Annotated in this window: 12 protein-coding genes; all 12 read left to right on the forward strand. The window is 45.4% G+C overall.

Annotation, left to right across the window (positions count from 1 at the left end):
- The first annotated feature begins 1 nt into the window (after position 1).
- Positions 2-928 carry a GerMN domain-containing protein gene (locus tag G4407_RS03965; RefSeq protein WP_173687833.1) on the forward strand — a complete coding sequence of 309 codons (927 nt, stop codon included), beginning with the start codon at positions 2-4 and terminating at the stop codon, positions 926-928.
- Positions 929-932: 4 nt separating this feature from the next.
- Complete coding sequence (locus G4407_RS03970) at positions 933-3,167, forward strand: DNA internalization-related competence protein ComEC/Rec2 (protein WP_173687834.1); 2,235 nt, start codon at positions 933-935, stop codon at positions 3,165-3,167.
- On the forward strand, positions 3,164-4,153 hold the full coding sequence (holA, locus tag G4407_RS03975; protein ID WP_173687835.1) for a DNA polymerase III subunit delta: 990 nt from the start codon (positions 3,164-3,166) through the stop codon (positions 4,151-4,153). The genes G4407_RS03970 and holA overlap by 4 nt, the downstream gene beginning before the upstream one ends.
- 39 nt (positions 4,154-4,192) lie before the next feature.
- Positions 4,193-6,004: a translation elongation factor 4 gene (gene lepA, locus G4407_RS03980; RefSeq protein ID WP_173687836.1), complete on the forward strand. Its 1,812-nt coding sequence runs from the start codon at positions 4,193-4,195 to the stop codon at positions 6,002-6,004.
- An 80-nt stretch (positions 6,005-6,084) separates the two neighbouring features.
- The gene (gene hemW, locus G4407_RS03985) at positions 6,085-7,266 is read left to right on the forward strand and encodes a radical SAM family heme chaperone HemW (protein WP_173687837.1); all 1,182 of its coding nucleotides are present in this window, start codon (positions 6,085-6,087) and stop codon (positions 7,264-7,266) included.
- A 115-nt stretch (positions 7,267-7,381) separates the two neighbouring features.
- The gene (cysK, locus tag G4407_RS03990) at positions 7,382-8,314 is read left to right on the forward strand and encodes a cysteine synthase A (RefSeq protein ID WP_173687838.1); all 933 of its coding nucleotides are present in this window, start codon (positions 7,382-7,384) and stop codon (positions 8,312-8,314) included.
- A gap of 3 nt (positions 8,315-8,317) precedes the next feature.
- Positions 8,318-8,764, forward strand: coding sequence for an RrF2 family transcriptional regulator (locus G4407_RS03995; protein WP_173687839.1), 447 nt, complete (start codon positions 8,318-8,320; stop codon positions 8,762-8,764).
- A 305-nt stretch (positions 8,765-9,069) separates the two neighbouring features.
- On the forward strand, positions 9,070-9,438 hold the full coding sequence (locus G4407_RS04000) for a hypothetical protein (protein ID WP_173687840.1): 369 nt from the start codon (positions 9,070-9,072) through the stop codon (positions 9,436-9,438).
- Between the two features lie 248 nt (positions 9,439-9,686).
- A complete protein-coding gene (gene hrcA / locus G4407_RS04005; RefSeq protein WP_173687841.1) occupies positions 9,687-10,748 on the forward strand; it encodes a heat-inducible transcriptional repressor HrcA in 1,062 nt (353 codons plus the stop codon).
- A 36-nt stretch (positions 10,749-10,784) separates the two neighbouring features.
- Complete coding sequence (gene grpE / locus G4407_RS04010) at positions 10,785-11,432, forward strand: nucleotide exchange factor GrpE (protein ID WP_173687900.1); 648 nt, start codon at positions 10,785-10,787, stop codon at positions 11,430-11,432.
- An 88-nt stretch (positions 11,433-11,520) separates the two neighbouring features.
- Positions 11,521-13,395, forward strand: coding sequence for a molecular chaperone DnaK (dnaK, locus tag G4407_RS04015; protein WP_008374721.1), 1,875 nt, complete (start codon positions 11,521-11,523; stop codon positions 13,393-13,395).
- A gap of 232 nt (positions 13,396-13,627) precedes the next feature.
- Positions 13,628-14,815 carry a molecular chaperone DnaJ gene (gene dnaJ, locus G4407_RS04020; protein ID WP_173687842.1) on the forward strand — a complete coding sequence of 396 codons (1,188 nt, stop codon included), beginning with the start codon at positions 13,628-13,630 and terminating at the stop codon, positions 14,813-14,815.
- Positions 14,816-15,100 lie beyond the last annotated feature (285 nt).

The raw sequence follows: 15,100 nt of genomic DNA on the forward strand, positions 1-15,100 counted from the left end.
AATGAAAAAAATTTACCAGATCATAAGCATTCTTCTTGCGGTGTGTCTTCTTACAGGCGTTGTGGGATGCAGGAAAAAGGAGCAGAAAGCAGATGCAAAATACACGATTTACCAGATCAACCAGAGCGGAACGGCGCTGGTCCCGAAGGGCTACGATGGAACAGGAAAGTCGGTGGACGAAGAAGTAAAAGGAATGCTGTCTGCGCTGCAGAAGTGTGATGACGAGGTGAAGGCACAGGCAGCACTGCCGAAAAAGGTAAAACTGGAGAGATACACTCTGGAGGATGAAAAGCTGATCCTGTACTATAATGCTGCTTACGGAAAGATGGATACGGTAAGAGAGGTTCTGTGTAGGGCGGCACTTGTCCGTTCGCTGACGCAGATCAATGGAGTAGATCTGGTGATGATCTGTGTAGATGGAACGCCACTTACGGATAAAAAAGGGAATGCCTATGGATACCAGCAGGCAGAAGATTTTGTACAGAACACAGGATCTTCTATTAACTCTTTCCAGGAGATGAAGCTTACGCTGTATTATGCAGATTCATCCGGAGAAAAGCTGCAAAAGGAAGAGGATACGGTGCGGTATAACAGCAATGAGTCGAAGGAACGGGTTGTGGTGGAACAACTGATGCGAGGACCATCCAATAACGGACTGGTTGCTACCATACCAAAAGGAACAAAGCTGCTGGGTGTGTCGATCAAAGATCATATCTGCTATCTGAATTTTGATGAAGGACTTCGAAACAGTGCTCCGGGAGTCAGTCCGGAGGCAGTGATCTATTCCATCGTAAATTCAGTGATCGATGGTGGAAATGTCGCTGAAGTACAGATTTCAATCAACGGAGACAGCAGTATTGTATATCAGGAGAGTATAAAGCTGGATGAACCTCTGAGCAGAAACCAGGAAATGATAAAGGAGGATTGATCGGTTGATCAAGCGAAGACTTGGTTTTGCCGGAATACTTCTGGCAGGGCTGATTCTGGTACTGTATCTGACAGGGGGAGAAAAGATTTTTGGAAGACTCGGTGCGTCAAGGTGTGAAAAGCTTTGGGAAGAGTCGGAAGAAGTGATAGTGGAAGGAGAGGTTTATCAGAAAACCAGAAAAGAAGAAAAACTGATCCTGTATCTGAAAAAAATACAGATCAGAGAGATGGGAAATGGAAAGGCAGTCGCTGACGAGCGGCTGCTTGTCTATCTGGATGAAAAGGGAAATGGTCCGGAAATCGGACAGCGGATCCTGGTAAAAGGCAGTGTGGGATTTTTTGATCCGTCGGCTAATCCGGGCAATTTTGACCAGAAAAATTATTATAAACAGCAGAATATCCAGGCAGTCTTATGGAAAGGGAAGGTTCTGGAAAAACAGGTAAAAAAGACTTCCTTCCGGGAAAAGCTGTGGCAGTTTAGAAACCGGACCGCAGATGAGATCTGCAGACGGATAGGAAAACGGCGAGGAGGTATTTTGTGTGCGGTTCTTCTGGGAGATTCTTTTTATACAGAAGAGGAAGTGAAAGAACTTTACCGGGTGGCAGGGATCGGGCATTTGCTTGCCATATCCGGTCTGCATATTTCTTTTTTGGGTACCGGACTTTACCGGGGGCTTAGGAAAAGCGGATTTTCTATTTTGCAGGCCGGTGTAGCGGGAAGTCTGCTTCTTGGGAGCTATGTGGTGATGACCGGAATGAGTGTTTCGGCACTGCGGGCGTTTACCATGTTTCTGATTCGGATGGGAGCAGAGCTGACAGGGAGGGAATATGATGGACTGACGGCACTTGGGATTGCGGAAAGTGGTCTGCTTCTGGCAAATCCATTGCGGCTTTTTACGGCAGGGTTCCAGCTATCTTTTGCTGCGGTTCTCGGTATCTATCTGATTGATCCGGGAAAGAAAAAAGGCAGATTTTCAGACAGTGTCCGGATGTCGGTGGAACTCTGGTTTTTTCTGCTGCCAGCTACGCTTTGGCACTATTACGAAACCTGCATGTATGCGCCAGCCTGGAATCTTCTGGTAATTCCGATGGCATCCGTGCTTCTGCTTTGCGGGAGTGCAGGGATGGCAGTCATGCTGATTCCATGTGGGGCAGGAGATATAATGCAGAGCGTACTCTGGAAAATAACAGAGTGGATTTTGCTTTTCTATGAAAAAGGGAGCGGTCTGCTCCTGGAACTTCCGGGGGCAAGGTGGATTCCGGGAAGACCACGGCTCTGGCAGATTGCCTGTTATTATGGGATTTTTCTATTTTATTTGTGGAGAAAAAGGAAGGAAAAGAAAGTGGGCAGGCAAATCGGGAAACAGGTGGTAAGACAGCTTGTGACAGCTGGGATCCTGCTCATCCTGCTCGGGATTCCAAAGTGGAAACGAGGGCAGATGGAGCTGACTATGCTGGACGTGGGACAGGGCGACTGCTTTTTCTTTCGGGATGGAAACGGAAAAAATTACCTGATCGATGGCGGAAGCAGTTCGGTAGATGCAGCAGGAAGATACCGGCTGGAACCATTTTTAAAATTCCGGGGCGTGAAGAAACTGGATTATGTATGGGTGACGCATGGGGATGTGGATCACTTAAATGCAGTGGAAGAACTTCTGGAACGGAAAAAGTATGGAGTAGAAATCCAGTATCTGATTTTCCCGGAACAGAAATATTGGGATGAAAAGCTTATCGAATTATGTAATCTGGCAGAAGAGGCAGGAACGAAGGTTCGAGTAATGGAGATGGATACCATTTTTCAGTCCGGAAAATTGAAGATGCGCTGTCTCTGGCCTGGAGAAGGTGAGCCATCTGAAAATGGAAATGAAAATTCTCTGGTACTTCACCTGCAATATGGAAAAATTACCATGCTTTTTACCGGAGATCTGGAAAATACCGGAGAAGAGCTGGTGGCAGAGAGGATAAAGAATCTCCGGAAAAAAGGAGAACTTCCGGCGTGCTATGATCTGCTGAAAGTCGGACATCACGGATCAAGAAATGCGACCGGCGAAGAGCTTCTGGAAGTGATCCGGCCACGGGCAGCCTTCTGTTCATCCGGAAAAGAAAACCGTTACGGACATCCGCATGCGGAAACACTGGAAAGACTTGCAAAATGGGGCGTAAGCCTATATAATACGAAAGACAGAGGTGCTGTCAGTATGTATACAGATGGAAGGAAATATGGTATCCAAAGTCCATGAAAAGTTTGAATGAAGATTTAAAAACAGGACAGTTTAAGCAGATTTATCTTCTGTACGGAGAAGAAGCTTATCTGAAAAAATTATATAAAAACCGTTTCATCAAAGCGATGGTTCCGGAAGGTGACACGATGAATTACCGTTATTTTGAGGGAAAGAACACGAACCCGAAGGATATTATCGACCTTGCCGAGACCTTACCTTTTTTTGCCGAGCGCAGGCTGATCGTTCTGGAAAATACCGGCTTCCTGAAAAACGCGACACCGGAGCTGGCAGAATATCTGAAGGAGATGCCGGAGACCACTTATATGATCTTTGTGGAGTCAGAGCTGGATAAGAGAGGAAAGCTCTACAAAGCGATCAAGGAGAAAGGTCATATTGTAGAACTGAAGCGGCAGGATGAAAAGACACTGATCCGCTGGATCCTTGGGATGGCGAAAAAGGAGAAACTTCAGATGTCGGAGGCAGCAGTGCGCTATCTGCTTGCAAAGACCGGCAATGACATGGAGAATCTCGGGCAGGAGCTGGAAAAATTATTCTGTTACTGCATGAACCACACGGAGGTCACGGTAGCAGATATTGATGAGATCTGCACTACGCAGATCGGAAACCATATTTTTGATATGGTAGACGCGGTTGCAGCAAAAGAGCAGAAAAAAGCGCTGGATTATTATTATGATCTTCTGACACTGAAGGAACCGCCGATGCGGATCCTGTATCTGCTGACCAGGCAGTTCCGTATTTTAATGGAAGTCAAAGAGATGGACCGTACTGGGATCCCGCCAAAAGAGATTGCCGCCAAGGTGGGGATCATGCCATTCCTGGTAGGAAAGTACCGGGCACAGGCGAAGGCATTTACCAGGAAAGAGCTGCGCGGGATCGTAGAAGCCGGCGTACAGACGGAAGAAGATGTAAAAACCGGAAAGATGGGAGATATCCTCTCGGTGGAACTCTTTCTGGTGCAGTACAGTAGCAAACGGGAAAAGTAATCAGATATAGATAAGAAGGAAAAAGGAGAGACTGAAAACATGCATATGGATCAGAAAAAGATTCGGAATTTTTGTATTATTGCACATATTGACCATGGAAAATCCACACTGGCGGACCGTATTATCGAACAGACAGGTCTTCTGACCAGCAGAGAGATGCAGGCACAGGTGCTGGATAACATGGATCTGGAAAGAGAACGTGGTATCACAATCAAATCACAGGCAGTCCGCACGGTTTATAAGGCAAAGGACGGAGAGGAATATATCTTTAACCTGATCGATACTCCGGGACACGTAGACTTTAACTATGAAGTGTCACGGAGCCTTGCAGCCTGTGATGGAGCGATTCTGGTCGTTGATGCGGCACAGGGCGTAGAAGCACAGACACTGGCAAATGTATATCTGGCACTGGATCATGATCTGGATGTCATGCCGGTTATCAACAAGATCGATCTTCCAAGCGCAGAGCCGCAGCGTGTGATCGAAGAGATTGAAGATGTGATCGGAATTGAAGCGCAGGATGCACCACTGATCTCGGCAAAGACAGGGCTTAATGTAGATCAGGTTCTGGAACAGATCGTGACTAAGATCCCTTCTCCGACAGGAGATCCGGATGCACCGCTTCAGGCGCTGATTTTTGATTCCCTCTATGATCCGTATAAAGGCGTTATCGTATTCTGCCGTATCAAAGAAGGATGTATAACGAAAGGAATGCCGATTCGTATGATGGCGACAGGTGCAACTGCTGATGTTGTGGAGGTTGGATATTTTGGTGCCGGACAGTTTATTCCTTGTGATGAACTTTCGGCAGGAATGGTTGGATATTTTACGGCCAGCCTGAAAAATGTAAAGGACACCCGTGTGGGGGATACCGTAACAGGTGCGGAAAATCCATGTGCTGAGCCTCTTCCGGGATATAAAAAGGTCAATCCGATGGTGTACTGCGGAATGTATCCGGCAGACAGCTCCAAATACCCGGATCTGAGAGATGCACTGGAAAAGCTGCAGCTCAACGATGCGGCACTTCAGTTTGAACCGGAGACCTCTCTTGCGCTGGGATTTGGTTTCCGCTGTGGTTTCCTTGGACTTTTGCATCTGGAGATCATTCAGGAGAGACTGGAAAGAGAATATAATCTGGATCTGGTGACAACTGCGCCGGGCGTTATCTATAAGGTGCACAAGACCAACGGAGAAGTGATCGACCTGACCAATCCGTCTAATCTTCCGGATCCGTCAGAAATTGATTTTATGGAAGAGCCGATGGTAAAAGCAGAGATTATGGTGACATCCGAATTTATCGGTGCGATCATGGATCTGTGTCAGGAAAGACGTGGCGAATATCAGGGAATGGAATACATCGAAGAGACCAGAGCGGTATTGAAATACCACCTGCCTCTGAATGAGATCATCTATGATTTCTTTGATGCGCTCAAATCCAGATCCCGCGGTTATGCGTCTTTTGATTATGAAATGCTCGGCTATGTCAAATCCGATCTGGTCAAGCTGGATATCCTGATCAACAAAGAAGAAGTGGATGCCCTTTCCTTTATTGTATTTGCGGGAAGTGCTTATGAGAGAGGAAGAAAGATGTGTGAGAAGCTCAAAGAAGAGATTCCGAGACAGCTTTTTGAAATTCCGATCCAGGCAGCTGTCGGAAGCAAGATCATTGCCCGTGAGACAGTAAGAGCCATGCGCAAGGACGTACTTGCCAAGTGCTATGGCGGTGATATCAGCCGTAAGAAGAAGCTTCTGGAAAAGCAGAAGGAAGGAAAGAAGCGTATGCGCCAGGTTGGAAATGTAGAAATTCCACAGAAGGCATTTATGAGTGTATTAAAACTGGACGACAAATAGACAGAGAAAAGATACAAAAAGGCAGGAGCGGTTTCCGAGGGAAAGGTTCCTGCCTTTTGCACAGAAAAGGAGAAAAGCAGATGCAGCCTTTAGAACTATATATTCATATTCCGTTTTGTGTGAAAAAATGTGCATATTGTGATTTCCTTTCCGGTCCGACCGGAGAAAAGGAAAAAGAGGAATATGTGAAAATGCTGGTCGATGAGATCAGAAACTGTCCGGATGCAGTGCAGGATTACAGGGTGGTTTCCATTTTTTTCGGAGGTGGAACCCCGTCTCTTCTTACCGGTGAGCAGATCGGGCGGCTGATGGATACGGTCAGGGAAATATTTACGCTGGATGAGGATGCAGAGATCACTATGGAAATGAATCCGGGAACGGTAACGGAAGAAAAACTGCGAAGGTACAGACAGGCAGGGGTGAACCGCCTGAGTATCGGTCTGCAGTCGGTCAATGATGAGGAACTTCGTCTGCTTGGAAGAATCCATACTTATGAAGAATTTCTGGAAGCATATCATCTGGCGAGAGCCAATGGTTTTTCAAATATCAATGTAGACCTGATCTCGGCAATTCCGGGGCAGACGGTGGAAAGCTGGAGGCGTACACTGGAGCAGGTAATGGCACTTTCTCCGGAGCATATTTCTGCGTATAGTCTGATCCTGGAAGAGGGAACACCTTTCTATAAAAAATATGTAGAAGACGAGGCGAAAGAAGGACCAAAGCTTCCGGATGAGGATGCGGAGCGTCAGATGTACTGGGATACGGAAACGCTGATGGAGAAGAACGGTTATCACCGTTACGAGATTTCCAATTATGCTAAGGAGGGATATGCCTGCCGGCACAACCTGGGATATTGGGAGAGAATTCCGTATCTGGGATTTGGAATTGGTGCGGCATCTCTGGTTCCCGGGGAGCTGATTGGAAAATGCAGGAAGCTGGAAGGAAAAATGGGTCGCTACACGAATCCGGATCAGTTAAGGGAGTATGCACATTCTTACCGGAACAAATTTCAGGCAGAGCTTCTGACAGAAACTGAGGAGATGGAGGAATTTATGTTTCTTGGACTGCGGAAAATGGACGGAATCTCAAAAAAAGAATTTTCAGAGTATTTTGGGAAAAGTCTGGAGGACATTTACGGTGAAGCAATCTGCAAACTGGAAAGCTTAAAGCTTCTTGAGCAAGATGATGACAGAGTATGGCTTACAAAACGGGGGATCGATGTCAGCAACAGTGTGTTTGTAGAGTTTCTGCTGGAAGGGTAAAATTTGGAAAATCAGAAAAATATAAAGTATACTTGACAAATAGGTTTTATAGGCATATAATGACATCATCAAGTAAAACCTATCGAAATAGTAGGAAAAGAAAGGAGAACTTACGATGTCAAAAATTTATAATGGTGCTTTAGAACTTGTTGGAAATACTCCTCTTGTAGAGGTGAAAAATATTGAAGAAGAATTAGGATTAGAGGCAAGGATCCTTGTGAAACTGGAATACTTTAACCCGGCCGGAAGTGTAAAAGACAGAATTGCCAAAGCAATGATTGAGGATGCTGAGGAAAAAGGATTATTAAAAGAAGGTTCTGTTATCATTGAGCCTACTTCGGGAAATACGGGAATCGGTCTTGCATCGATTGCAGCAGTCAAAGGATACCGTATCATTCTTACTATGCCGGAGACAATGAGTGTAGAAAGAAGAAACATCCTGAAAGCATACGGAGCAGAGATTGTTCTGACAGAAGGTGCAAAAGGAATGAAGGGTGCAATTGAAAAAGCAGAGGAACTTGCAAAAGAGATCCCGGGTAGCTATATTCCTGGACAGTTTGTTAACCCGGCTAACCCAGAAGTACACAGAAAGACGACCGGACCAGAGATCTGGAAGGACACAGACGGAGAAGTAGATCTGTTTATCGCAGGTGTTGGTACAGGTGGAACACTGACCGGTGTCGGTGAATATCTGAAATCCCAGAATCCGGATGTGAAGATCATTGCACTGGAGCCTGCAAGCTCACCGGTACTTTCTACAGGAAAAGGTGGTCCTCACAAGATTCAGGGAATCGGAGCAGGATTTGTACCGGATGTACTCAACACAACTGTATATGATGAAATATTTACTGTAGAAAATGATGACGCTTTTGCAACAGGAAAGCTGCTTGCAAAGAAAGAAGGAATCCTGGTAGGAATTTCTTCGGGAGCTGCACTTTACGGAGCGATCGAACTTGCAAAACGTCCGGAAAATAAAGGAAAGACGATTGTGGCACTGCTTCCGGATACCGGAGACAGATATTACTCCACACCGCTCTTCACGGAGTAGAATATGAATTTTTCAAAGAAAAGCAGATACGGACTTCGGGCACTGATCGACCTGTCCGTATACTCGAAAGAATCCCATGTTGCACTTGCAGCAATCGCAGAGCGTAACAGTATTTCACCGCAGTATCTGGAACAGGTATTTGCGGCACTCAGAAAAGCCGGAATCATCAAAAGCGTGAAAGGACCGCAGGGGGGATACCTTTTGGCGAAGCCTGCCACAAAAATTTCGGTTGCGGAAATTTTACGTGCGCTGGAAGGTGATTATCTCATCGAAGAAGAGGATGTAGAAGACGCCGAGAACGGAAGAGCTGCAGCCCAGGCGGTACAGAGTGAAGTCATCGAACGTCTGAACAGAGGACTTCAGGATATCCTTGAGAATCTGTTTCTCTCTGATCTCGAACAAAAATATCAGGAATACAGTGAATACAGTCAGGATATGTACTATATATAATAGAAGAAATGCACACCATCAGACCGGGAGGCTGGGGTGTGTATTTTTTTGTTTGACGGTCGGGTGGGGAGTTTGGGAGGAAGGGAGCAGGCGGCTCAGGCAGAAAAGAAGGGATTCCGATTCAATCGGCAAACCATTCCGATGAGCCTCCGAAAGCAATCATTGTGTCAGCAATGGCTTCCACAATGATTTGAGTCTCATCTACATTGCCTCAAATGAATTGGAATCCCTTCTTTTCTGCCTGGTCGCCCGCCCCTTCCTCCCAACCCCCCCCACCCTCTTCCCAGAAGACGGAAAACATACAGATGGGACGCCCCAGTCTGATGATGTGCGGAAAAAAACCAGTTGCTCCAGCCACTTGGAGGTTAAGTGGGAGAGGAGCAGTCCCGGAAAGTAAAAAAATATATCATCTTCAAAACAACCTAATCCCCAAATTCGAGGGAAAAAACAGCGCAGCCCCGGAAAGTAAAAAATATATCATCTTCAAACAGCCAGCTCCAAAGTTTGCGGACGAAAATGGCGCAGCCATTAAGTCCCGCCCCACGCAATACAGTATTGTTAAAGAAGCAAGTAAATCCTTTATAGTATGTTCCGTAAGCACCCAAATCAAGTCGATTTTTAGAGGTTTGAGTGAGGTTCCACCCGGATATGCTGTCGGATTCCAATTCATTTGAGGCAATGGAGATGAGACTCAGAACATTATGGAAGCCTTTGCTGACATAATGTTCGCTTTCAGAGGCTCATCGGAATGGTTTGCCGATTGAATTGGAATCCGACAGCATATCCGGGTGGAATCGGACCTCAAAAATAAAAAAATCATAAACCCTGTTGACAAAGTGAATGGTAAGTGGTACATTTATAAGCGTAGAAAATGTTAGCACTCAGATATAATGAGTGCTAATAACAAAAAAGGAGGTAGCATATGGAAGCCATACAGGAACTTAGTGAGCGGAAGACGAAGATCTTACATGCGATCATTAAGAACTATCTTGAGACCGGAGAGCCTGTGGGATCCAGAACGATTTCCAAGTATACAGATCTGAATTTAAGTTCGGCAACGATCCGGAATGAGATGGCAGATCTCGAAGAGCTTGGTTATATCATGCAGCCTCACACATCAGCAGGAAGGATTCCGTCGGATAAAGGTTACAGATGGTATGTAGATATGCTGATGAGCCAGAAGGAACAGGAGATTACCGAGATCAAAGGTCAGATGCTTGAGAAGGCTGACAAGATGGAAGAACTTCTGAAGCAGGTTGCAAAGGTTCTTGCGAACAACACGAATTATGCGACGATGATTTCGACTCCGACTTACAACGGGAACAAATTAAAATTTATCCAGCTTTCACAGGTTGATGACCATCAGCTGATCGTTGTGATCGTGATGGAAGGCAACATTGTAAAGAACCAGATCGTGACACTGGATGAACCGCTCAGCAATGAAGCACTATTGAAGCTGAATATGCTTCTGAATACTTCGCTGAACGGAACTTCACTAGAGCAGATCAATCTGGGAGTGATCGCAAGACTGAAAGAACAGGCAGGGATTCACAGTGGTGTGATGAGCAGTGTCATGGATGCAGTAGCGAATGTGATCCAGCTGGATGACGACATGGAGATTTACACCAGTGGCGCGACGAATATTTTCAAGTATCCGGAGCTTAGTGATAAGCAGAGCGCACAGGAGATCATCAGTGCTTTTGAAGAAAAGCAGCAGCTTGCCGCCCTGGTTACAAAGTCAATGGCAAGCGGCGGTGAAGACAGAGACATCCAGGTATACATCGGAGATGAATCGAATGTGGAGAACATGAAAGACTGCAGCGTAGTCACGGCAACATATGAGCTGGGCGAGGGCATGCAGGGAACTATCGGAATCATCGGACCGAAGCGAATGGATTATGAACATGTCATGAAGACGCTTAAGACACTGATGGCAGAGCTGGATGACATATTCCACAGGGATGAGCCGAAAAAGCTCGAATAAGAAGTAAGAAAGGTGGAAGAACCATTGGATAAAAAGATGAGCAATGAAGAAATGGTAAAAGAAGCAGTGGAAGAAGCAAAGAAAGCTGCGGAGGCAGAAGCCAAAGAGCAGGAGGCAAAAGGGCAGGAACCGGAAGACGCGGAAGAAACCGAAGCAACAGAGGAAGAAGCTGCCGGTAAAGAGACGAATTCCGAAGATGCTGAAGAGCCAAAGAAAAAGAAGCTGTTTGAAAAGAAGAATAAAAAAGATAAAAAGGATGAGCAGATCGCAGATCTGACAGACAAACTTACCAGACACATGGCTGAGTTCGATAATTACAGAAAGCGTACTGAAAAAGAAAAGTCAGCGATGTATGAGATTGGAGCCAAAGATGTCGTAGAGAAAATCCTTCCGATTGTAGACAACTTTGAACGCGGACTTCAGTCCGTACCGGAAGATAAGAAAGACGATCCGTTCGTAGATGGAATGGATAAGATCTATAAACAAATGATGAGCACACTGGAAGGAATCGGAGTAAAACCGATCGAAGCAGTTGGTCAGGAATTCGATCCGAATTTCCACAATGCAGTGATGCATGTAGAGGATGAAGAACTTGGTGAAAATGTAGTAGCCGAGGAATTCCAGAAAGGATATATGTACCGTGACTCAGTCGTAAGACACAGCATGGTAAAGGTAGCAAACTAAGATATACCGTGTACCGTATTTCCGATACACTTTATATAAATAACAAAGCAAAATACAATTTTTATAATATTAACAGGAGGTCTTCATAATGGGCAAAATCATTGGTATTGACTTAGGTACAACAAACAGTTGTGTAGCGGTTATGGAAGGTGGACAGCCGGTCGTAATCGCAAATACAGAAGGAGCAAGAACTACACCATCTGTAGTAGCATTTACAAAGACAGGAGAACGTCTTGTAGGTGAACCTGCAAAGCGTCAGGCAGTAACAAATGCAGAAAAGACAATCTCATCTATCAAACGTGAGATGGGTACAGATCATAAAGTAGACATCGATGGAAAGAAATATTCTCCACAGGAAATTTCAGCTATGATCCTTCAGAAATTGAAAGCAGATGCAGAAGGATATCTTGGAGAAAAAGTTACGGAAGCAGTTATCACTGTTCCGGCTTACTTCAACGATGCCCAGCGTCAGGCTACAAAAGATGCAGGTAAGATTGCAGGTCTTGATGTAAAACGTATCATCAACGAGCCTACAGCAGCAGCTCTTGCATATGGACTTGACAATGAAAAAGAACAGAAGATCATGGTATACGACCTTGGTGGTGGTACATTTGATGTATCTGTTATCGAGATCGGTGACGGCGTTATCGAAGTTCTTTCTACAGCTGGTAACAACAGACTTGGTGGAGATGACTTCGACCAGAAGATCACAGACTATATGCTTGCAGATTTCAAGGCAAAAGAAGGCGTAGACCTGTCAACAGACAGAATGGCACTTCAGAGACTGAAAGAAGCAGCTGAAAAAGCAAAGAAAGAACTTTCTTCTGCAACAACAACAAACATCAACCTTCCGTTCATTACAGCAACAGCTGAAGGACCGAAGCATTTTGATATGACTCTTACAAGAGCTAAATTCGATGAACTGACACGTGATCTTGTAGAAAAGACACAGGAACCGGTAAGACGTGCACTTTCTGATGCAGGACTTACAGCAGCAGACTTAGGTCAGGTACTTCTTGTTGGTGGATCTACACGTATCCCGGCAGTTCAGGAAGAAGTAAAACGTCTGACAGGTAAAGAACCTAGCAAATCCCTTAACCCGGATGAATGTGTAGCACTTGGTGCTTCTATCCAGGGTGGTAAGCTTGCAGGAGATGCAGGTGCAGGTGACATCCTTCTTCTTGATGTAACTCCACTTTCACTTTCTATCGAAACAATGGGTGGTGTAGCTACAAGACTGATCGAGAGAAATACAACAATCCCGACAAAGAAGAGCCAGATCTTCTCTACAGCAGCTGACAACCAGACAGCCGTTGATATCAACGTTGTACAGGGTGAAAGACAGTTCGCAAGAGATAACAAGTCCCTCGGACAGTTCAGACTGGATGGAATTCCGCCGGCTCCACGTGGAATCCCGCAGATCGAAGTTACATTCGATATTGATGCAAACGGTATCGTAAATGTATCTGCAAAAGATCTGGGAACAGGAAAAGAACAGCATATCACAATTACAGCAGGATCTAATATGTCTGATGCAGATATCGACAAAGCTGTAAAAGAAGCAGCTGAATTTGAAGCTCAGGACAAGAAACGTAAAGAAGCAATCGACGCTAAGAACGATGCTGACGCTATGGTATTCCAGACAGAGAAAGCACTTGGCGAAGTTGGAGATAAGATCGATGCAGCAGACAAAGCAGCAGTAGAAGCTGACGTACAGGCTCTGAAAGATCTGCTTGCAAAAGCAAATACAGAAGAACTTACAGATGCTCAGGTTGCAGAAATCAAAGCAGGAAAAGAAAAACTGATGGAAAGCGCTCAGAAACTGTTCACAAAGGTTTACGAACAGGCAGGCGCACAGGCTGGTCAGGCAGGACCACAGGCTGGACCTGCACCAGAAGCAGGACCGGCTCCGGAAGGATTTAACGGAGACGATGTAGTTGACGGAGATTACAAAGAAGTCTAATCCGTAAGATAAGATGAGAGACTGCAAGGCGGCACTATACCGTCTTGCAGATTTCCTGTGTCATAAATGAAAGATACTTATTATGACATACTTATTATGACATAAAAAGCCTCCGGTCAGGTGAACAGCATATGCAAAGAAGATGCTGCGGAGAGCCGACGCGGGCGTGAGAATGTGCCAGGGTACATTCTGTATTAAAATACTTTGAGAAATATCTAAGTGAGGTAGGATTATGGCAGAGGCAAAAAGGGATTATTATGAGGTCCTGGGCGTATCACGAGATGCGGATGATGCGACTCTGAAAAAAGCATACAGAGCTTTGGCGAAAAAGTATCACCCGGATATGAATCCAGGAGATGCAGAAGCCGAAAAGAAGTTCAAGGAGGCTTCGGAAGCCTATGCTGTTCTGAGTGATGCAGACAAACGGCGTCAGTACGATCAGTTCGGTCATGCAGCGTTTGAAGGCGGTGCAGGCGGAGCCGGTGGATATGGCGGTTTTGATTTTAACGGGGCAGACTTTGGTGATATTTTTGGTGACATTTTCGGTGATCTGTTTGGCGGTGGCAGAAGAGGCGGACGTGCGAACAATGGTCCGATGAAGGGCGCCAATATCCGAAAAGGTGTCCGGATTACATTTGAGGAAGCAATTTTTGGATGTGAGAAGGAACTGGATATCGTTCTGAAAGATCCATGTACAAAGTGTAACGGAACAGGAGCAAAACCGGGAACAAGTCCGGAGACCTGTTCAAAATGTGGTGGAAAAGGTCAGGTTGTCTATACATCACAGTCGTTCTTCGGAACCGTGCAGAATGTACAGACCTGTCCGGACTGTCATGGAACCGGTAAGATCATTCGTGAGAAATGTCCGGATTGTGGTGGAACAGGTTATACTTCAAGCCGCAAGAAGATCAAAGTCACAATTCCGGCAGGTATTGACAATGGTCAGAGCGTTCGGATCCGTGAGAAAGGTGAACCGGGTGTAAATGGCGGACCAAGGGGAGACCTTCTGGTAGAAGTTACGGTTTCCAGACATCCGATCTTCCAGAGACAGGATGTTCATATTTTCTCAACTGCACCAATTTCGTTTGCACAGGCAGCACTTGGTGGTGATGTACGAATCAAGACGGTTGATGGCGATGTGATCTATACCGTAAAACCGGGAACAAAGACTGATACAAAAGTACGCCTGAAAGGAAAAGGGGTACCTTCTTTGAGAAATCCTCAGGTCAGAGGTGATCATTATGTGACGCTGGTTATTCAGACACCGGAAAAATTAAGTCCGGAAGCCAAAGAAGCGCTTAGACATTTTGATCAGTTGACAGGAAATACACTGAACCAGGAAGAGCCGGCTTCCGAATCGAAGGGTAAAGCTAAGAAAAAAGGGTTCATGGATAAGTTAAAAGAAACATTTGAAGAATAATAAAAAAGTGGCTGTGAAAAACTCGATTGAATTTTTCACAGCCACTTTTTTACTATTCTTCTTCGTCTTCCAGTTCTCCTCCGATGACACCTCCGAGAACGGCAGTGAAAGAAGCAACAACGACAGCGGCGATGATTACTACACCGATCAGTGCTACTAAAATACCCATAACACGTACCTCCTTTTCTCGTCTTTTTATAGTATAACACGGAGGCATGTAAAATTAAATGAAAAAATGTGACTTTTTTCATTTAGTATGCTATAATGTCAAAGAGCAAATGATAA

The organism is Allocoprococcus comes, from assembly GCF_013300725.1.
Taxonomy (GTDB): Bacteria; Bacillota; Clostridia; order Lachnospirales; family Lachnospiraceae; genus Allocoprococcus; species Allocoprococcus comes_A.